The sequence below is a fragment of the Acinetobacter junii CIP 64.5 genome, from assembly GCF_000368765.1.
GTDB lineage: Bacteria > Pseudomonadota > Gammaproteobacteria > Pseudomonadales > Moraxellaceae > Acinetobacter > Acinetobacter junii.
The window spans coordinates 1-19,457 of sequence record NZ_KB849659.1 but is presented as its reverse complement, the minus strand read 5'-3'; the positions used below and the strand labels follow the sequence as shown (position 1 = coordinate 19,457).

Annotated in this window: 13 protein-coding genes, 2 tRNA genes, 3 rRNA genes and 2 pseudogenes; 10 read left to right on the top strand and 10 right to left on the bottom strand. The window is 43.1% G+C overall.

Going from position 1 to position 19,457, the window contains the following annotated elements; genetic code table 11:
- The first annotated feature begins 1 nt into the window (after position 1).
- The 5 genes from F948_RS15120 (at position 2) to F948_RS15100 (ending at position 4,623) form a co-directional block, all read left to right on the top strand.
- Entirely contained in the window at positions 2 to 988 is a 987-nt protein-coding gene (locus tag F948_RS15120; protein ID WP_004966911.1) for an aliphatic sulfonate ABC transporter substrate-binding protein, read from the top strand.
- A gap of 32 nt (positions 989 to 1,020) precedes the next feature.
- Entirely contained in the window at positions 1,021 to 2,196 is a 1,176-nt protein-coding gene (gene ssuD / locus F948_RS15115) for an FMNH2-dependent alkanesulfonate monooxygenase (protein WP_004966910.1), read from the top strand.
- The gene (ssuC, locus tag F948_RS15110; protein ID WP_004966909.1) at positions 2,193 to 2,984 is read left to right on the top strand and encodes an aliphatic sulfonate ABC transporter permease SsuC; all 792 of its coding nucleotides are present in this window, start codon (positions 2,193 to 2,195) and stop codon (positions 2,982 to 2,984) included. Before ssuD ends, ssuC begins: the two co-directional genes overlap by 4 nt.
- A gap of 13 nt (positions 2,985 to 2,997) precedes the next feature.
- Positions 2,998 to 3,789 (top strand): ABC transporter ATP-binding protein, encoded by a 792-nt coding sequence (locus F948_RS15105; RefSeq protein ID WP_004966908.1) that lies wholly within the window; start codon positions 2,998 to 3,000, stop codon positions 3,787 to 3,789.
- A gap of 222 nt (positions 3,790 to 4,011) precedes the next feature.
- On the top strand, positions 4,012 to 4,623 hold the full coding sequence (locus tag F948_RS15100) for a TetR/AcrR family transcriptional regulator (protein ID WP_004966907.1): 612 nt from the start codon (positions 4,012 to 4,014) through the stop codon (positions 4,621 to 4,623).
- Positions 4,624 to 4,668: 45 nt separating this feature from the next.
- Here the strand turns inward: F948_RS15100 and F948_RS15095 are convergent, their stop codons facing one another.
- Both F948_RS15095 and F948_RS15090 read right to left on the bottom strand, forming a co-directional pair.
- Entirely contained in the window at positions 4,669 to 5,235 is a 567-nt protein-coding gene (locus tag F948_RS15095) for a 5'-methylthioadenosine/S-adenosylhomocysteine nucleosidase family protein (RefSeq protein WP_004956924.1), read from the bottom strand.
- Positions 5,236 to 5,302: 67 nt separating this feature from the next.
- Positions 5,303 to 6,436, bottom strand: coding sequence for a TDT family transporter (locus tag F948_RS15090; RefSeq protein ID WP_004966906.1), 1,134 nt, complete (start codon positions 6,434 to 6,436; stop codon positions 5,303 to 5,305).
- Positions 6,437 to 6,643: 207 nt separating this feature from the next.
- Between F948_RS15090 and ribF the strand changes: the two genes are divergently transcribed.
- The 5 genes from ribF to F948_RS15065 all read left to right on the top strand — a co-directional run bounded on the left by ribF (position 6,644) and on the right by F948_RS15065 (position 12,200).
- Positions 6,644 to 7,645, top strand: coding sequence for a riboflavin biosynthesis protein RibF (gene ribF / locus F948_RS15085; RefSeq protein ID WP_004907352.1), 1,002 nt, complete (start codon positions 6,644 to 6,646; stop codon positions 7,643 to 7,645).
- Between the two features lie 63 nt (positions 7,646 to 7,708).
- Positions 7,709 to 10,546: an isoleucine--tRNA ligase gene (ileS, locus tag F948_RS15080; RefSeq protein ID WP_004966905.1), complete on the top strand. Its 2,838-nt coding sequence runs from the start codon at positions 7,709 to 7,711 to the stop codon at positions 10,544 to 10,546.
- Positions 10,539 to 11,078 (top strand): signal peptidase II, encoded by a 540-nt coding sequence (gene lspA, locus F948_RS15075; protein ID WP_004907358.1) that lies wholly within the window; start codon positions 10,539 to 10,541, stop codon positions 11,076 to 11,078. The genes ileS and lspA overlap by 8 nt, the downstream gene beginning before the upstream one ends.
- Positions 11,071 to 11,553, top strand: a complete 483-nt coding sequence (locus tag F948_RS15070) for an FKBP-type peptidyl-prolyl cis-trans isomerase (RefSeq protein WP_004907359.1) — start codon at positions 11,071 to 11,073, stop codon at positions 11,551 to 11,553. The genes lspA and F948_RS15070 overlap by 8 nt, the downstream gene beginning before the upstream one ends.
- Before the next feature lie 104 nt (positions 11,554 to 11,657).
- Complete coding sequence (locus F948_RS15065; protein ID WP_004966903.1) at positions 11,658 to 12,200, top strand: NADPH-dependent FMN reductase; 543 nt, start codon at positions 11,658 to 11,660, stop codon at positions 12,198 to 12,200.
- A 201-nt stretch (positions 12,201 to 12,401) separates the two neighbouring features.
- Here F948_RS15065 and F948_RS15060 read toward each other — a convergent pair.
- The 8 genes and pseudogenes from F948_RS15060 to F948_RS15020 all read right to left on the bottom strand — a co-directional run.
- Positions 12,402 to 12,677 (bottom strand): annotated as a pseudogene (locus tag F948_RS15060) (AAA family ATPase); the annotation flags it as partial.
- Positions 12,678 to 12,688: 11 nt separating this feature from the next.
- A protein-coding gene (locus F948_RS15055) for an IS3 family transposase (protein WP_100222360.1) occupies positions 12,689 to 13,836 on the bottom strand; the annotation gives its coding sequence in 2 pieces (ribosomal slippage) (positions 12,689 to 13,599 and positions 13,599 to 13,836; 1,149 coding nt in all).
- Positions 13,837 to 13,908: 72 nt separating this feature from the next.
- Positions 13,909 to 14,367, bottom strand: a pseudogene (locus F948_RS15045) (AAA family ATPase); the annotation flags it as partial.
- A gap of 205 nt (positions 14,368 to 14,572) precedes the next feature.
- Positions 14,573 to 14,687: ribosomal RNA gene (gene rrf / locus F948_RS15040) — 5S ribosomal RNA — on the bottom strand.
- A 174-nt stretch (positions 14,688 to 14,861) separates the two neighbouring features.
- Positions 14,862 to 17,752 (bottom strand): 23S ribosomal RNA (locus F948_RS15035).
- Positions 17,753 to 18,176: 424 nt separating this feature from the next.
- A tRNA-Ala gene (locus F948_RS15030) sits at positions 18,177 to 18,252 on the bottom strand.
- Positions 18,253 to 18,322: 70 nt separating this feature from the next.
- A tRNA-Ile gene (locus F948_RS15025) sits at positions 18,323 to 18,399 on the bottom strand.
- A 59-nt stretch (positions 18,400 to 18,458) separates the two neighbouring features.
- Positions 18,459 to 19,457, bottom strand: a 16S ribosomal RNA gene (locus F948_RS15020); the annotation flags it as partial.

Here is a 19,457-nt window from a genome sequence, read left to right as displayed (position 1 = left end):
GATGAAGGTGTTTTCTAAAGTTTCAATTTTGGGTTTATTGATCGCGGCAGCGACAATCGGAGGCTGTCAAAAAATCGAACAGCCGTCGGCAGACACTGCGAGCTCTACTGAAAATAGCGCGGTAAAAACACTTTCCATCGGCTTCCAAAAATCTTCGCTGAATCTACTGGTCGCAAGACAACAGAAATTATTCGAGCAAGCCTTTCCAAATGCCAAAATTGAATGGCGTGAATTTCCTGCAGGTCCACAATTACTTGAAGCATTGGCTGTTGGTGCTGTCGATTTTGGTTCTGTTGGAAATACACCACCTATTTTTGCTCAAGCAGCTGCCAAGCCATTAACTTATGTGGCTTATGAAGTTGTCGCACCTACTGCACAAGCCATATTGGTTCACCCCAATAGCCAAATCAATACACTACAAGATTTGAAAGGTAAACGAATTGCTGTGCAAAGAGGTTCTAGTGCACATGAGCTGCTCGCTAAGACCTTACAGAAAGCTCAATTGTCTTGGCAAGATATCGAACCCATTTGGTTACCGCCCTCTGATGCACGTGCTGCATTTGACAAACAAGCGGTAGATGCTTGGGCAATTTGGGAACCTTATTTGGGCACTACGGAATTACAGGGTCATACCAAAGCGTTGATTGACGGGCGATCTTTCCCAACCACTTATTCTTTTTATATTGGCAACCCAAATTTCATCCAGAAGCATCCTCAAGCTGTACAGAAAGTCATAAATGCGATCAATGATGCAGATCACTGGATCGTAAAACACCAAGATCAAGCCTTAAAAATCTATGCAGGCAGTACAGGCTTAGATAGTCAAGTTGCTCAACGTGTTTTAGACAAAAGACCAAAACCTTCGCCTGTTCGTCCTCTCACAACAGAGGTAATTCTCCACCAACAAGAGATTGCCGATTTATTTCAACAAGAGCAATTGATCCCTGTGCAAATTGACGTTCAGCGCAGCGTTTGGTCTACCAAATAAATACTTATTTTACTTTCATAAGGAACATCGACATGAATATTTTTTGGTTTATTCCCACTCACGGTGACAGTCGTTATTTAGGCACCAGCAAGGGAGCTCGTCAGGTCGATCATGCTTATATGAAACAGATTGCGGTTGCTGTAGATAATCTTGGCTATGCAGGAGTATTAATTCCAACTGGTCGCTCTTGTGAAGACCCTTGGATCACCGCAGCAAGCCTCATCGATGCCACAAAACAGCTTAAATTTTTAGTCGCACTTCGACCAGGAATCACGACGCCTGCACTCGCTGCACGAATGGCTGCCACATTTGATCGCTTATCAAATGGTCGTATTTTATTGAATCTTGTGACTGGTGGTGATGAGCAAGAACTCAAAGGTGATGGCTTATATGAAGACCATAGTACGCGTTATCAAACGGCATCTGAATATGTAAAAATTTGGCGTGAAATCCTAAGCCGATCACATACTGGTGAGTCATTCACGTTTCATGGTGAGCGCTTAAGCGTTGACGATGCCAAACTTTTGTACCCACCTGTGCAAAAACCTTATCCTCCCCTTTGGTTTGGCGGCTCATCAGAAGATGCTACTGAACTTGCGGCGGAACAAGTGGATACCTATTTAACATGGGGTGAACCACCAGCTGCTGTAAAAGACAAAATCGAATATTTAAAAGCTAAGGCTGCGGCAAAGGGTCGTAGCTTGAATTATGGAATCCGTTTACACGTGATAGTACGCGAGACCAACCAACAAGCTTGGGCAGCAGCCGATGAATTAATTCAATATTTAGATGATGAGACTATTGCAGCAGCGCAGAAAAAATTTGCACAAATGGACTCTGTCGGCCAGCAGCGCATGGCAGCCCTGCACGGTGGACGTAAAGATCAGTTGGAGGTCTCACCAAACTTATGGGCAGGTATTGGTTTAGTCCGTGGCGGCGCAGGCACAGCCTTGGTTGGTGATCCAGAAACCGTTGCTGCTCGTATTCAAGAATATGCTGAGTTAGGTATCGATACTTTTATCTTCTCAGGCTATCCACATTTAGAAGAATCAATCCGTTTTGCAGAATTGGTGTTTCCGTTATTGCCACTAAAAACACGAGAGAAACTTGCACAACCTCATTTAACAGGCCCCTTCGGTGAAATTATTGCCAACAATTATGTGCCCGAAGTCAAACAGCCTAAAGTGTTAAACAAGGAGACCGCATGACTACACAAAATGTTTCACGTGGAACACAACGCATTTTTACCAATCTTTTACCGTGGCTATTCCCTATTTTATTGATCGTGATATGGCAAGTTGCATCAAGTTCGGGTCTCTTGCAAAGTCGTGTTCTTCCTGCACCGACCGCTGTAGTGAGTGCCTTTTGGCACTTACTAATTAGTGGCGAGCTTTGGCAGCACGTAAAGGTCAGCGCTGGACGGGCATTACTAGGATTACTCATCGGAGGCGGACTAGGTCTACTGCTCGGGTTGTTGAATGGTTCATCACGGATCGCGTCGACCTTACTCGATACCACTCTACAAATGATCCGCAATATCCCTGCTTTAGCACTGATTCCTTTGGTTATTTTATGGTTCGGTATTGACGAAACAGCCAAATTATTTCTAGTTGCGGTCGGTGTGTTTTTTCCAATTTATATCAACACCTATCACGGTATTCGTTCTGTTGACCCTCAACTAATCGAAATGGGAAAAAGTTATGGTCTGAGTCGCTGGCAACTTTATAAAGAAATTATTTTACCTGGGGCCATGCCTTCGATTTTAGTCGGTTTTCGTTTTTCACTCGGTTTGGTTTGGGTGCTTCTCATCGTAGCTGAAACGATATCAGCGCAATCTGGTATTGGTTATATGACCATGAATGCACGTGAATTTTTACAAACAGATATCGTTTTGGTCGGCATTTTGCTCTATGCCCTACTTGGAAAACTAGCTGATGTTTTTGCACAGATATTAGAACGTTATTTATTGCGTTGGCATGCAGGCTATCAAAAATAAAAAGGATCAATTTATGACGAATCTCAACCTAAAATTCCTAAGTGAATCTCGTACCCAAGACTCACTATCAAAGGATGACAATAGCAATGGGGCTGCTATTCAAATTGAGCAACTCTATAAATTTTATGGTGATGTCAAAGTATTAGAAGATCTAGATTTAGATATTCAAGCAGGTGAATTTGTTGCAATTGTTGGACGTAGTGGTTGTGGTAAAAGCACCTTGTTACGTTTAATCGCCCAACTGGAAAAACCAAGTTATGGCGAAATCAAATATCAATCTGCACGCCATTTTAGAGAAGGGATTACCAATGCTGATATTAGGGTCATGTTTCAAGATCCACGTCTACTACCATGGAAAAGTGTATTGAAAAATACCCAACTTGGATTAGCCAAAGAAAAATATAAATTTACCGAGCAATTGCTAGAAAAAGTGGGCTTAAAAGATAAAGCCGAACATTGGCCCACTCAACTTTCAGGGGGACAACGTCAACGTGTTGCTTTAGCGCGTGCTCTATCGCATGCGCCTCGCATTCTACTACTGGACGAGCCATTAGGTGCATTAGATGCGCTCACACGATTAGAGATGCAAAATCTCATCGAACAACTTTGGAATGAGCAAGGTTTTACCGCTATTTTAGTGACCCATGATGTTAGTGAGGCCGTTCAACTGGCAGATCGTATTATCTTGCTCGATCAAGGTCACATTAAACAGAGTTTCAACGTAGATTTAGCTCGTCCACGCGTTAAGAATATTGCCTTCACACGCCTAGAACAGCAGGTTTTAGAGGCTGTTTTAGCCACTTGAGCTATATGTTTTACGACTAAGAAAAATGACTGATCGTTCTGTTTTTGTCTACAAAATAAGCGGCAGAAGATACCCAAAATGGTCAGTTTTTACCGTTAATCAACAGAACGTTACCGTTAATCTAAGAACTGAAAGATTTTTGCTAAAAAAAATGTGTTCTTGTGCACAGATATATGAATTTATCTTACAATGTCAAGGACATTTTTTGAATCAAGCTCGCAGATGGAACAGAAAAAAAGTACACAAAAGCGCAATCAACTGCTGAATGCTGCCCTAGATGTTTTTTCCGTCTATGGGTTCAGCGGCGCAAGTTTGGATGAGATTGCACAACTTGCAAATATGCATAAATCGAATATTTTCTATTACTATGAAAATAAAGAGTCACTTTATGTTGAAGTGCTCACCACGGTATTACAAAAGTGGCTTGCACCCTTGCAAACCCTAGAGTCTGAGCTTGAGCCAACTGAAGCCCTCACTCACTATTTAATTCAAAAAATTGAAAGCTCGCGTGATCAACCGAAAGCCTCTCGTTTATTTGCATTGGAAATCATTCAAGGTGCGCCACATATTCTGCCAATCCTGAAAGGTCCATTGAAAAAGCTATTTAAGCGTAAAACCAAGGTGATTCAAACTTGGCAACAACAAGGTAAATTGTCGGCAGAGATTGACCCTGAATTGTTGATTCTCAATATCTGGGCAATCACTCAAAACTATGCTGATTTTTCGACGCAAATAGAAATGGTTACGGGTAAAACTTTACGTAACCGTAGCATGTTTCAACGCACGGTTGAGCACACTGTGCATATGATGCTTTATGGTGTGATCCCTCGCTAAATTAGCCCATTGAAAAAAGCCCATCTCGATCGATGGGCTTTTTTATTAGAAGTGAGCTTGATACAAAGCGAGCAGTTTTTGTGCTCCTACCAATAGGTTTTCTTCCCAGTCTAAATGAGCAGTATCATCTGCCCCATCCGTAATATATTTTACTGAAATCAACCGCACCCCAAGTTTTTGACACACCTTTGCCAGAGCATAACCTTCCATATCGACTAAATTGCAATGAACCTTCGGAACCCCAGTTTCAAATGAATCACCCGTACCACAAATCCCTTTAGGTAAATATTCAAAATAGGCTGGTGTATGAATCTCAGCAGGTAAATGTTCATCCATAGGCGTGACCCCGACCGCAAAGCCCAAGGGTGATACATCCATATCACGCTGCACGAAAGTCGTCACCTCAACTAAACTATGTGCATTAAAATGAGAGCTTCCAGCGCTACCCAAGTTGATCAAGGTTTTACATCCCGTTTTTTGGATTACCTCAAATGCCTTGAATGCTGCATTAATTTTACCGATACCACTATAGTGAACTTCAATTCCAGCTTGCTCAAATAGACCTTTTGATTCATTTGGCAGTGCCATCATCAAAGCAACATCAGCATTCATAACCACATACTCTATTCAGATTAAAGCCAACACACATAAAAAGGTGTGCTCTTGCACAACGATTATCTTATTGCATCTTTTGCTGTATGGCGACCAAACAAGGAGAGAAAAATAGTTGACCACTATATGCACCAACCACTGTTTTTTTCATCACCAAAGCCCATAACGCTAGCAAAACAATACTCAAAGCTACAGCAATATAGGTAAAGAAATTGAACTGTAACTGATGCGCCAAATTAAAGATCGCTAAAATAAATACACCAAATGGGAAAGTCAGCCCCCACCAACCAAGGTTAAAAGGAATCCCTGTACGCGCGTGACGTACAGTCGTTAAAACCGCGATGCCAAACCACCACAAGCCAAAGCCCAATAACACCAAACCACCAATGACGCCTATGGCTGGCACTATTGTCGCCAATTCTTCTAATCCAACAGCATTCAAAATACGTTGAGCTTGCTGACCGAGTAACAACAAAGCCAATGCCCCTGTTCCAATCGGTCCTAAACATAACCAGCTAGAAATCGCGACTTCTTTTTCAGGCAACTGATGCAAAGCCAGACGTAACATTAAAATGGTTAAGATTGCAAAAGCAGGCAATACAGAAATCCCCCACAGCACATACCCCATGATCAAGATCGCTAAAGCATGCTGATCCGCGGCCAAATGCTGTAATAGTAATCCTGCAGAACTCGCAGCCACCTCACATGCCACGATTGGCAACAGCCAAACCGCAGTCATACGTTGCAATTGATGGTCCTGACAGCTAAACATACAAAATGGCACCACCCAGGCAATCAGCACCGCAAAAAATACATCGAGATACCAAAGATAAGTCGCTATCTGAACCGCAATATCACCATATAAATGCACCCCAAAGCTCAGGAAACCATTCGCAATCGTCGCTAGTCCCATCGGTATCGCACCTAAAAACAAGCTCATGTTTGGGTGGTTAAAAATCTGTTTTGCTTCAGTCGGAAATAGAATCCAACGCAAGCCATAAAGAATACTGAAAGTGATAAATAGCAAGATATTGAACTGCCATAATTTAGTCGCAAGCATAAACAAGACTGATGAAGCAAAAGGCAGCTGTGCTAAAATCATCGCCACCACACCTGTTCCCATCGTGGCGGTAAACCAGTTTGGGGTAAAATGGCGAATCACATCTCTGCTTTGTTCTAGCTGATAAAATGGCTTTTTCATCTCTTTCTCGATCTATAGCGACGATTAAGCTATCTTAAGCGACCCAATTAATAAGAAAAACTGATTTATTTTTATTTAATGAATCAATAAAAATGATATATTGCGTTTAAATATTGAAATTTCCTTGCGTAAAAACACAACAACAAGACGAATCGCTGAGAATATGGCAATATATAGCCTTTGCAAAATTCACTGAATTTAACGCCCATGAAGTTGCTTCGTCTCAACGCATTATCGCCAGATTTTCAGTTACCTCCGAGCGCGGTAACGATTGGCAATTTTGATGGTGTCCATCTGGGTCACCAAGCGATGATTGCTCAACTGAAAACATTGGCTGATGCCAAAGGCTTAAAAACATTAGTGATGATTTTTGAGCCACAACCGCTTGAATTTTTTAAAGGTTATGACGCACCACCACGTATTAGCTCGCTGAGAGAAAAAGTAGAATATTTAACTGAGTTAGGGGTGGATTATATTGCTGTCGCCAAGTTTGATCAGTATTTTAGAAGTCTTAATGCAACCGAGTTTGCTGAGTTACTCAAATTAAAACTCAATGCTCAAAGCTTAGTATTAGGTGATGACTTTCATTTTGGTAAAGACCGCCAAGGCAATAGCGAATTCCTACGCGATTATGGATTTGACGTCACTAATTTAAATACGGTGGCTTTAAATGGTGAACGTGTGAGTTCAACTCGTATTCGCCAAGTTTTACAAGCAGGTGATCTTGCTTTAGCTGCTAAATTATTGGGTCGTCCATACAGCATTACAGGTCGTGTGCAATATGGCGATCAGATTGGACGTACCCTTGATTTTCCAACGATTAATGTCCGTTTAAATCGCCATAAACCGTGTTTAAGTGGTATTTATGCGGTGGACGTGGTATGTGAGAATGCTTCTCTCACAGCCAAAATTCAACATATAGATACTGAGTTGAATGGAATTGCTGGTTATCAAGCTGATAGTTTGTTTGGTGCAGGTCATGTCGGGACACGTCCAGCTATTCAACAAGATCATCCAGAGTGGCGATTAGAAGTACATTTCCCTGATGTTTCTGCTAATCTGTATGGCCTATTGATGCGGGTAACTTTTCTTCACTATTTACATGGCGAACTGAATTACCCTTCGCTTGAAGCACTCAAAGCTGGGATAGATGATGATGTGCAAAAACTACGAGACTATCGTAAGCGCACACCAGAATTTCCTTTTTAAATTTTAAATTTCATTTTTGTAGAACATGTCAGTTTAGACTGATAAAACTGGAAGAAAACTTGCATGAGCGATAAGCAAACTCCTGAAAATGCAGTGGATTATAAAGCCACACTCAATTTGCCTGATACTGAATTTGCGATGAAAGCAAATTTGGCTGTGCGTGAAGCCAAATGGTTAGAAGAGTGGTATGCCGACAACATTTATCAGCAGATTCGCGCATCGCGTATTGGCAAGAAAAAATATGTACTTCATGATGGCCCTCCATATGCCAATGGTCAAATCCACTTAGGTCATGCAGTCAATAAAGTTCTAAAAGACATCATCATCAAAAGCCGCGTGATGGATGGCTTTGATGCACCCTATGTTCCTGGTTGGGACTGTCACGGATTACCGATTGAGCTTAAAGTAGAAGAGAAAGTGGGTAAGGTTGGTGTCAAGGTCGACGCATCTACCTTCCGCAAAGCCTGCCGTGAATATGCTTACACACAAGTCGAGTTACAGAAAAAAGACTTCGTGCGTATGGGTGTGTTTGGTGACTGGGATAATCCATACCTCACCATGAACTTTAAACAAGAAGCTGACATCGTACGCTCTTTGGGTGCGATTGCTAAAGCGGGTCATATTGAACCAGGTTTGAAGCCTGTGAACTGGTGTTTGGACTGCGGTTCAGCACTTGCAGAAGCAGAAGTTGAATATGAAGATAAAAAATCTGATGCAATTGATGTCGGTTTCACCGTCATTGATCTTAAAGATTTAAGCGCACGTCTAAGTATTGATGTTCAAGATGTGACTGATATTGTCATTTGGACAACTACACCGTGGACTTTACCTGCCAACCAAGCTGTTGCAGTACATGCCGACATTGACTACCAACTGGTACAAGTAAGTACTGAACGAGGCTCACAAAACTTCATTCTTGCCAAAGATTTAGTTGAATCAGCAATCGAACGTTACAAGCTCGAAAATCCAGTTGTATTGGCTGATTTTAAAGGCGCTGTCATTGAGAAGCTATTATTACAACATCCTTTAATTACTGATCGTCAAGTCCCAGTAATTGTTGGTGAGCACGTAATTGCGACTAGCGGTACAGGTGCCGTACACACTGCTCCTGGACACGGTGTGGACGACTATAAAGTCGGTCTGCAATACAATCTAAAAGTCGATAATCCAGTTGGTGGTAATGGCGTATATTTACCAACTGCACCGATTTTTGCGGGTGAGCACATCTACAAAGCCAATCCAAAAATTATCGAAGCTTTGGGTGCTGTAGGTCGTTTATGGGCACATCAGCCGATTAAACATAGCTATCCACATTGCTGGCGTCATAAAACACCGATTATCTTCCGTGCAACACCACAATGGTTTATCAGCATGGATGCCAAAGGTTTGCGTCAAACTGCTTTAAATGCGATTGAGAATGACATCGAATTTGTTCCAGATTGGGGTAAAAATCGTATTCAATCGATGATCGAAGGTCGTCCTGACTGGTGTATCTCACGTCAACGTACTTGGGGCGTACCAATCCCATTCTTTGTACACAAAGATACTAATGCATTACACCCTCGTACACCTGAACTCATTGAAGAAGTCGCTAAACTGATCGAACAAGAAGGTATTGATGGTTGGTATAACCGCGATGCTAGCGACTTCATTGGCGCAGATGCTGAACAGTACAATGCCGTACGCGATACACTTGACGTTTGGTTTGACTCAGGTACTACACATTATGCAGTGTTGCGTGAACGTGAAGAGTTACAAGACCCTGCAGATTTATATCTTGAAGGTTCAGACCAACATCGTGGCTGGTTCCAATCGTCATTGTTAACTTCAATTGCGATTAATGAACGTGCACCGTATAAAGGTCTACTCACTCACGGTTTCGTCGTGGATGAGAAAGGTCGTAAAATGTCTAAGTCATTAGGCAACATCATCACCCCACAAGACATCATCAAAGATATGGGTGCAGATGGTTTACGTTTCTGGATTGCTTCGGCTGACTATCGATATGAAATGACCGCAGGTAAAGAAATCTTTAGCCGTGCGTCTGATGGTTATCGTCGTATCCGTAACACGTTACGTTTCTTGTTGGCAAACTTAAATGGTTTCAAGCCATCAACAGATGCTTTACCTGTAAACGAATTGATCGCATTAGACCAATACATCTTGCAACGTGCTGCTGAAGTACAAAAAACCATTCAGCAAGCCTATGAAGAGATGAACTTCCACATTGTAACTAACGCATTGACCAATTTCTGTATCAATGACTTAGGTGGTTTCTATCTCGACATCATCAAAGATCGTCAGTACACCACCAAAGCAGATTCACAAGCTCGCCGTTCAGCACAAACTGCGCTGTATCATTTAGTACAAGCTTTTGTGCGCTGGATGTCACCAATCCTGAGCTTTACTGCTCAAGAAGCTTGGCCATTGATCCCAGAGCAAACTGAGAAATATGTATTTACTGCTGAATGGTATGACATCCCAACGGCATCAACAGCAAACTTGCTTTCAGAAGCAGATTGGCAAACATTGATTAGCGTAAAATCAGCAGTAAATAAACAGATTGAAGCAGCACGTAACGCTAAACTTGTTGGTAGTAACTTATCTGCAAAAGTTGAACTTTGGGCAGATGAAGCATTACAAACATTATTAAATCAGTTGGCTGATGAATTACGTTTCGTCTTGATCACGTCTCAAGTCATCGTTTACCCGTATGCTGAACAAGGTGAAAGCACTGACTTAACAGGATTACGTGTCAAAGTTTCTGCGGCTGATGGTGAAAAATGTGTACGTTGCTGGCATGTATTGCCAGACGTGAATACCCACGTTGGTCATGCTGGTTTATGCGCTCGTTGTATCGTCAATGTCACTGGTAGTGGCGAAGTGAGAAAGTATGCCTAATACACAAGCAAAAAAAGGCTTGTTCCAGTTTTATCCTCATAATCTCATGTGGCTTGGACTTTCAGTCCTTGCCATTGTGTTAGATCAATGGACAAAATGGATTGCAAGTACACACTTAAACTATGCCGATCCTGTTCCTGTATTACCTTTCCTGAATTGGACATTACTGCATAACTATGGTGCTGCATTCAGTTTTCTTTCTGATGCTGGTGGCTGGCAACGTTACTTTTTTACTTCTTTAGCAGGCTTTGTCTCGATTATCTTTATTTTTTGGTTAATGAAAATGCCAAAAAAAATGATCATCCTTCCGATGGCAATTGCATTAATTCTCGGTGGTGCTATAGGCAACCTTATAGACCGCGTCTCATTGGGTTATGTCGTTGACTTTATTCATGTCTATTATCAAGACAGTCACTTCCCTGCTTTTAATATTGCAGATAGTGCGATTACCTTAGGAACAATCCTGCTACTTATTGATACTTTCTTCCTTGAAAAGAAACGTATCCAAAATGCGGAAACAAAAAATGTCTGAAATTATCCAACCAAACGAAGAAATTCGGATTGAAGATGGTTCAAAAGTTGATTTACATTTTTCAGTATCGATCGAAAATGGTGTTGAAATTGATAATACCCGTGGTCGTGAAGAGCCTGTTAGTCTAGTCATTGGGGATGGCAACCTACTCCCAGGATTTGAAAAAGCATTATTTGGTTTACGTGCAGGCGATCGTCGTACTGTACATTTACCGCCAGAAGATGCTTTTGGTCCATGGAATCCTGAAAATATTCAAACTTTTGATACCGTGAAGTTTGAACAACGTCCTATCATCGGGCATATGATTGAATTTGAAGATAAAGCTAAAGCAACCTTGTTTGGCATCGTAAAATCAGTCAATGATGACATCACAGAGATTGACTTTAATCATCCACTTGCTGGTAAAAACATTACCTTTGAAGTTGAAATCTTTAAAGTGACCCCAGCAGGTCAGCAAGGCATCAAATTGATGTAACACAAAAGCTCTCAAATGAGAGCTTTTTTTAACGCTAAAGAATTGTATAAGATCATAGAAACATTCATTTTTAAATCAAAGCAATAACACATAGGATTTTAAATATGCTCATTTATATTATTGTCGGCAGTGTTCGTGAAAGTCGAACTGCAATTAAAGTTGCAAACTGGGTACAACAAGCAATCTCTGAGCTCACATTAAATAATCTTCAAACAGAAATCGTCGATCTTAAAGAGTGGGATTTACCGTTATTTGCAGGTGCTCACCCACCTGCAACAGGTATCTATGACCAACCTAAACAGCAAGCTTGGGCAGATAAAATTGCACAAGCACAAGGATTCATATTTATTAGCCCTGAATATAACCATGGCTATAGTCCAGCACTCAAGAATGCCTTAGATTATGTCGGTAAAGAATGGCAAGGCAAACCAGCAGCTTTTATCGGCTATGGTTCAACCAATGGTTCACGTTCAATTAGCCAAATTCGTCAAGTAACCTCAAGTTTAGGTCTAGTTGATCCAAATGCCGTCATTGAAATTCGCGACATCTTTAAACGTCATAAAGACGAAAACTTTGAAGCCAATGAGTTTGAAGTTAAAGGATTAGCAGCTCTCGTTGCCAAATTACAGAAATATAATATCGCTTAGTTGTACGTCTAAGCGTACATTGATCAGGTAGATTTACGTCTATTTCACTGTTGACTTGACCGCTAATATAAGATGCATAAAGAGACAGGAAGTCTCATCGAAAATAACAAGATACGCAGGAAGCGGTCGTTGATAAGGAATATAAACGACATGAAACTGAATACTAAGAAGCCCCGTCAGGATGATGGGGCTTCTTTTTATCTATTCTTTCTCTAGCAATTGCTGAATTCTTTTTTGATAATTATTTAAAAAATCCTTTGTCACTCTAAAATGTTCTGTTTCCTCATAAGATATCTCTCTAATCCCTGTATCCGAAAACTGATAAATTTTGGCATTTGGATAAGCCAATAAAATAGGAGAATGGGTAGCAATAATAAATTGAGATTGCTCCTGACATAAACGATCTAAAACCGATAAGGTTGTCATCAACATCGTTGGAGACAAGGCTGCTTCTGGTTCATCTAAAAGGTATGATCCTAGCCAAATAATTAGACAGCGGTTCCCTCTAAATTTTTCAAATATTCTTTTTCAAAAGCTTCGGGACTAACCCAGCCATTTGCAGAATGTCGTCTGATTCGATTGTAATAAACCTCAATATATTCGAACAAGTCCTTATTTGCCTCTTTTCGCGTTTTAAATACACTGCCATGCACGATATGTACTTTTAATGTGTGAAAGAAGCTTTCAGTGACGGCATTATCCCAACAGTTGCCTCGTCGTGACATACTTTGAATGGCTCTATTGGCAGCTAACAAGTCTCTGTAGTCATGACTGCCGTACTGGCTGCCTTGATCAGAATGAACCATTACTCCACGAGGATAACCTTGACGCGCCATCGCATAATTAAACGCATCACAGACTAAGTGACGATCAATATGTTTGCTAGTCTGCCAACCAACGATGCGGCGACTAAATAGATCCAACATGACGCATAAATATAGCCAGCCATGCTGAGTCCAAATATAGGTGATATCGGTAGTCCATACCTTATTTGGTCTCGATACTTTAAACTGACGGTCCAATAAATTTGGTGCTGCTGATAAGCAATCTGCTGGGTCAATTTTATACTTGAATTTACGGGATATTTTACTGCGCAACCCCAGAGTACGTAACATTCTACCTACCGTTCTTTCACTCAAACAATAGCCCTTATCACGCATATCATGGACCAATGATGGGGCACCTAGACGTGCGTGATGCTGCCAATAAAGTAACTGTAAATCATTGAGTTGCTTCTCGCATCTAGGTGTTCGTTTCAACCACGCATAATAGCCCGATCGACTCACACCAATGCAATCACAAGCTGAAGCAACAGTAACCATTTCAGGCGCTATTCCTTTGATTAACGTGTACTTCTCTTGGCATCCTCGGTGAGAAAGTACACATGCGCTTTTTTTAGTATCTCATTCGCCTCACGGAGTCGCTTATTCTCTTTTTCAAGGTCTAGAATGCGCTGCTGCTCAGGTGTTAATTGACGTTTACTGGAGCCTGCTTCGCTAGATTGACGAATCCATTTATCTAGTGTTGAGTAACCGATACCAAGTTTATTGGCTAGTGCGGCTATCGATTCACTTGAGTTCGCTAAGGCGTAATCAATCGCTTGTTGTTTAAATTCCGGACTAAAGCGTTTAGCCATTTTTACATCTCCAAAGATTAAAATTAAACTATCTTTAGAGGGACCGATTGTCCAGTATCTTGGCTAGGATCAGTATAAACCTTTCCCTTTTAATTTTATTGTTAATAATTTTAAGAAAGCCTCTCCATGCGAGCATAAGTGTATATCTCCACCGTACTCAATTAGATAGCCGACTTGCTTCATATAAGTTGCAACGTTATAAAAGCTCTCGGCACGTAAAAAGTAATAATCTTGAGGATTCTTATAGCTTTTTATCGTTCGAATCGCCTGATGCAAATCAGAAGCTGTGGTCGCTGTATTTAATTGTACATTACGCGTTCCACCTTCTTCTGAAAAACCCAAAGCAAGTGCTAAGGCCTCAAGAATGGTCGATTTCCCTGAACCATTCTCCCCGACAAAGAAAGTTACTTGTGGGTGAAACTTGATGCTTTCTAAATCGTTAACAGCTGGTACGACATAAGGGTAGCTAGCCCAATCCAAAGACTCAGGCGACTTAAACTTTACAGCTCGAATATAAGGTCTTTCTTGCATAAAATATTGGGAAATTTATTATTTGTTATAGCATGCTAGATTTTAAGTTTAAAAAAAACCTTAATTCATTTATGAACGTCTTAAGCTGTCGTATGCTAAAAAGCCAGACTAAATTGTGCTAGCCTTAATTTTCTTTATAAATCTTAAAACCACGCAATAAAAAACACCCCCTCTGCTTATGCGGAGGGGGTGTTTAGTATTTAAAAGCTGGCGATGACTTACTCTCACATGGCAAACGCCACACTACCATCAGCGCGAAGAGGTTTCACTTCTGAGTTCGGGAAGGGATCAGGTGGTTCACTCTTGCTATTGTCGCCAGCAAACTGTTGTGGTGTTTTCGGGTCTTATTCACATTAATTAATAATGTTTGCCTTACTTACGATCCAAAGAGTTATTAACGGATTAGATAGTTGGTCTGTATTGTAACTAGTTTGTACACTAAATCAAGTTATGTATTGAATTTATCTTGAATACAACAACTGTTTGGGTGTTGTATAGTCAAGCCTCACGAGCAATTAGTATTGGTCAGCTTCACACGTCACCGTGCTTCCACACCCAACCTATCAACGTCCTAGTCTCGAACGGCTCTTTAGAGGAATAAATTCCTAGGGAAATCTTATCTTGAGGTAGGCTTCCCGCTTAGATGCTTTCAGCGGTTATCCCTTCCGAACATAGCTACCCGGCGATGCCACTGGCGTGACAACCGGTACACCAGAGGTTCGTCCACTCTGGTCCTCTCGTACTAGGAGCAGATCCTCTCAAATTTCCAGCGCCCACGGTAGATAGGGACCGAACTGTCTCACGACGTTCTAAACCCAGCTCGCGTACCTCTTTAAATGGCGAACAGCCATACCCTTGGGACCTGCTTCAGCCCCAGGATGAGATGAGCCGACATCGAGGTGCCAAACACCGCCGTCGATATGAACTCTTGGGCGGTATCAGCCTGTTATCCCCAGAGTACCTTTTATCCGTTGAGCGATGGCCCTTCCATACAGAACCACCGGATCACTAAGACCTACTTTCGTACCTGCTCGACTTGTGGGTCTCGCAGTTAAGCGCGCTTTTGCCTTTATACTCTACGCGTGATTTCCGACCACGCTGAGCGCACCTTCGTACTCCTCCGTTACTCTTTAGGAGGAGACCGCCCCAGTCAAACTACCCACCAGACATGGTCCTCGTCCCGGATTACGGGACAGAGTTAGAACCTCAACATTACCAGGGTGGTATTTCAAGGACGGCTCCATTGGAACTAGCGTTCCAACTTCAAAGCCTCCCACCTATCCTACACAAGTAAGGTCAAAGTTCAATGTCAAGCTGCAGTAAAGGTTCACGGGGTCTTTCCGTCTAGCCGCGGGTACACTGCATCTTCACAGCGATTTCGATTTCACTGAGCCTCTGCTGGAGACAGCGCCGCCATCATTATGCCATTCGTGCAGGTCGGAACTTACCCGACAAGGAATTTCGCTACCTTAGGACCGTTATAGTTACGGCCGCCGTTTACTGGGGCTTCGATCAAGAGCTTCGCTTACGCTAACCCCATCAATTAACCTTCCAGCACCGGGCAGGCATCACACCCTATACGTCCACTTTCGTGTTTGCAGAGTGCTATGTTTTTAATAAACAGTTGCAGCGGCCTGGTTTCTGCGGCTGCCAACCGCTCAGGGAGCAAGTCCCATCACCGTCAGCAGCGTACCTTCTCCCGAAGTTACGGTACCATTTTGCCTAGTTCCTTCAGCAGAGTTCTCTCAAGCGCTTTGGTCTACTCGACCTGACCACCTGTGTCGGTTTCGGGTACGATTCCTGTGTAACTGAAGCTTAGAGACTTTTCCTGGAAGCATGGTATCAGCCACTTCACTGTACAAGTACAGCTTGCTATCGACTCTCAGCATAGAGCACCCCGGATTTGCCTAAGATGCATGCCTACGGTCTTCCACCTGGACAACCAACGCCAGGCTGACTTAACCTTCTCCGTCCTCTCATCGCATTACACAGAAGTATTGGAATATTAACCAATTTCCCATCGACTACGCCTCTCGGCCTCGCCTTAGGGGTCGACTCACCCAGCCCCGATTAACGTTGGACTGGAACCCTTGGTCTTTCAGCGAACGGGTTTTTCACCCGTTTTGTCGTTACTCACGTCAGCATTCGCACTTCTGATACCTCCAGCATACTTCTCAATACACCTTCATCGGCTTACAGAACGCTCCCCTACCACTTGACTAATGTCAAATCCGCAGCTTCGGCACATAGTTTTAGCCCCGTTACATCTTCCGCGCAGGCCGACTCGACTAGTGAGCTATTACGCTTTCTTTAAAGGGTGGCTGCTTCTAAGCCAACCTCCTAGCTGTCTATGCCTTCCCACATCGTTTCCCACTTAACTATAATTTGGGGGCCTTAGCTGGCGGTCTGGATTGTTTTCCTCTTGACTACGGACGTTAGCACCCGCAGTCTGTCTCCCGGATAGTACTCATTGGTATTCGGAGTTTGCATCGGTTTGGTAAGTCGGGATGACCCCCTAGCCGAAACAGTGCTCTACCCCCAATGGTATTCGTCCGAGGCGCTACCTAAATAGCTTTCGGGGAGAACCAGCTATCACCAGGCTTGATTAGCCTTTCACCCCTATCCACAAGTCATCCCCTGGCTTTTCAACGACAGTGGGTTCGGTCCTCCAGTTAGTGTTACCCAACCTTCAACCTGCTCATGGATAGATCGCCTGGTTTCGGGTCTATACCCAGCAACTAAACGCCCTATTAAGACTCGATTTCTCTACGGCTCCCCTATTCGGTTAACCTCGCTACTGAATATAAGTCGCTGACCCATTATACAAAAGGTACGCAGTCACCGAACAAGTCGGCTCCCACTGCTTGTATGCATGCGGTTTCAGGATCTATTTCACTCCCCTCACAGGGGTTCTTTTCGCCTTTCCCTCACGGTACTGGTTCACTATCGGTCAGTCAGGAGTATTTAGCCTTGGAGGATGGTCCCCCCATATTCAGACAAGGTTTCACGTGCCTCGCCCTACTCGTCATCATTATGTGTGCCCTTTCGTGTACGGGAATATCACCCTCTACGTTCGCACTTCCCAGAGCGTTCCACTAAAACACACATAACTTAATGGGCTGCTCCCCGTTCGCTCGCCGCTACTAAGGGAATCTCAATTGATTTCTTTTCCTAAGGGTACTGAGATGTTTCACTTCCCCTCGTTCGCTTCATAAACCTATGTATTCAGTTTATGATACCCGCCTTATAGCGGGTGGGTTCCCCCATTCAGAAATCTCCGGATCAAAGGATATTTGCCGCCTCCCCGGAGCTTTTCGCAGGCTATCACGTCTTTCATCGCCTCTGACTGCCAAGGCATCCACCACATGCACTTAATTACTTGACTATACAACCCCAAACAGTCGTTAACACATACAAGTGAGTGTTATCGTTGCAAACTTAATTGCTACTGGTTTGTTGTCTGTGAATTTAATCACCATACAGCTTCAATCTAAATTCATATACCAAAACGCTTGATTCAGTGTTTTTGCTAGTTCTCAGATTAAATATTAATTTAACAATTACTTGTTATCTTCCTATTTAATCGAGTTTGAACAATTTATTTCAGACTCAATTTTCTAATCTGTTAATGATTAACTACCACCTCGTCGGTGCGTAGTAAACTGTGATAAATCACAGAAGTTAAGAAGCTATTTGCTTACTAAGTTCTGTAATCTTTAGCTCCAAGCTTCGTTCTATGTGTGCCTGCGCACAGCATAGCTGTTTGCTTAAATTCTCGGACAAAGCGTTGCTTTGTTTACCCTCGAATTTGGTGGAGACTAGGAGAGTCGAACTCCTGACCTCCTGCGTGCAAAGCAGGCGCTCTACCAACTAAGCTAAGTCCCCAGCTTTAATCATAATGAACGACATATCTTTTTATCTAGCAGCTTGTGATTATTCATCACTTCGTCAGTAGTGGTGGGTCTGACAAGACTTGAACTTGTGACCCCACGCTTATCAAGCGTGTGCTCTAACCAACTGAGCTACAGACCCTCAGATACATCTTCGAAGAACAACTTGTTGTGGATTCTTACCGGTCACCAATCTTTCGTTAAGGAGGTGATCCAGCCGCAGGTTCCCCTACGGCTACCTTGTTACGACTTCACCCCAGTCATCGGCCACACCGTGGTAAGCGTCCTCCTTGCGGTTAGACTACCTACTTCTGGTGCAACAAACTCCCATGGTGTGACGGGCGGTGTGTACAAGGCCCGGGAACGTATTCACCGCGGCATTCTGATCCGCGATTACTAGCGATTCCGACTTCATGGAGTCGAGTTGCAGACTCCAATCCGGACTACGATCGGCTTTTTGAGATTAGCATCACATCGCTGTGTAGCAACCCTTTGTACCGACCATTGTAGCACGTGTGTAGCCCTGGCCGTAAGGGCCATGATGACTTGACGTCGTCCCCGCCTTCCTCCAGTTTGTCACTGGCAGTATCCTTAAAGTTCCCATCCGAAATGCTGGCAAGTAAGGAAAAGGGTTGCGCTCGTTGCGGGACTTAACCCAACATCTCACGACACGAGCTGACGACAGCCATGCAGCACCTGTATCTAGATTCCCGAAGGCACCAATCCATCTCTGGAAAGTTTCTAGTATGTCAAGGCCAGGTAAGGTTCTTCGCGTTGCATCGAATTAAACCACATGCTCCACCGCTTGTGCGGGCCCCCGTCAATTCATTTGAGTTTTAGTCTTGCGACCGTACTCCCCAGGCGGTCTACTTATCGCGTTAGCTGCGCCACTAAAGCCTCAAAGGCCCCAACGGCTAGTAGACATCGTTTACGGCATGGACTACCAGGGTATCTAATCCTGTTTGCTCCCCATGCTTTCGTACCTCAGCGTCAGTATTAGGCCAGATGGCTGCCTTCGCCATCGGTATTCCTCCAGATCTCTACGCATTTCACCGCTACACCTGGAATTCTACCATCCTCTCCCATACTCTAGCTTCCCAGTATCGAATGCAATTCCCAAGTTAAGCTCGGGGATTTCACATCCGACTTAAAAAGCCGCCTACGCACGCTTTACGCCCAGTAAATCCGATTAACGCTCGC

Excerpts from the sequence above, each read along its gene's own strand:
- F948_RS15065 (WP_004966903.1), top strand. The coding sequence starts at position 11,658 with ATGCTCATTTATATTATTGTCGGCAGTGTTCGTGAAAGTCGAACTGCA.
- F948_RS15100 (WP_004966907.1), top strand. The coding sequence starts at position 4,012 with ATGGAACAGAAAAAAAGTACACAAAAGCGCAATCAACTGCTGAATGCT.
- F948_RS15105 (WP_004966908.1), top strand. The coding sequence starts at position 2,998 with ATGACGAATCTCAACCTAAAATTCCTAAGTGAATCTCGTACCCAAGAC.
- F948_RS15095 (WP_004956924.1), bottom strand. The coding sequence starts at position 5,235 with ATGAATGCTGATGTTGCTTTGATGATGGCACTGCCAAATGAATCAAAA.
- ileS (WP_004966905.1), top strand. The coding sequence starts at position 7,709 with ATGAGCGATAAGCAAACTCCTGAAAATGCAGTGGATTATAAAGCCACA.
- F948_RS15090 (WP_004966906.1), bottom strand. The coding sequence starts at position 6,436 with ATGAAAAAGCCATTTTATCAGCTAGAACAAAGCAGAGATGTGATTCGC.
- lspA (WP_004907358.1), top strand. The coding sequence starts at position 10,539 with ATGCCTAATACACAAGCAAAAAAAGGCTTGTTCCAGTTTTATCCTCAT.
- F948_RS15120 (WP_004966911.1), top strand. The coding sequence starts at position 2 with ATGAAGGTGTTTTCTAAAGTTTCAATTTTGGGTTTATTGATCGCGGCA.
- ssuD (WP_004966910.1), top strand. The coding sequence starts at position 1,021 with ATGAATATTTTTTGGTTTATTCCCACTCACGGTGACAGTCGTTATTTA.
- ribF (WP_004907352.1), top strand. The coding sequence starts at position 6,644 with ATGAAGTTGCTTCGTCTCAACGCATTATCGCCAGATTTTCAGTTACCT.
- ssuC (WP_004966909.1), top strand. The coding sequence starts at position 2,193 with ATGACTACACAAAATGTTTCACGTGGAACACAACGCATTTTTACCAAT.
- F948_RS15070 (WP_004907359.1), top strand. The coding sequence starts at position 11,071 with ATGTCTGAAATTATCCAACCAAACGAAGAAATTCGGATTGAAGATGGT.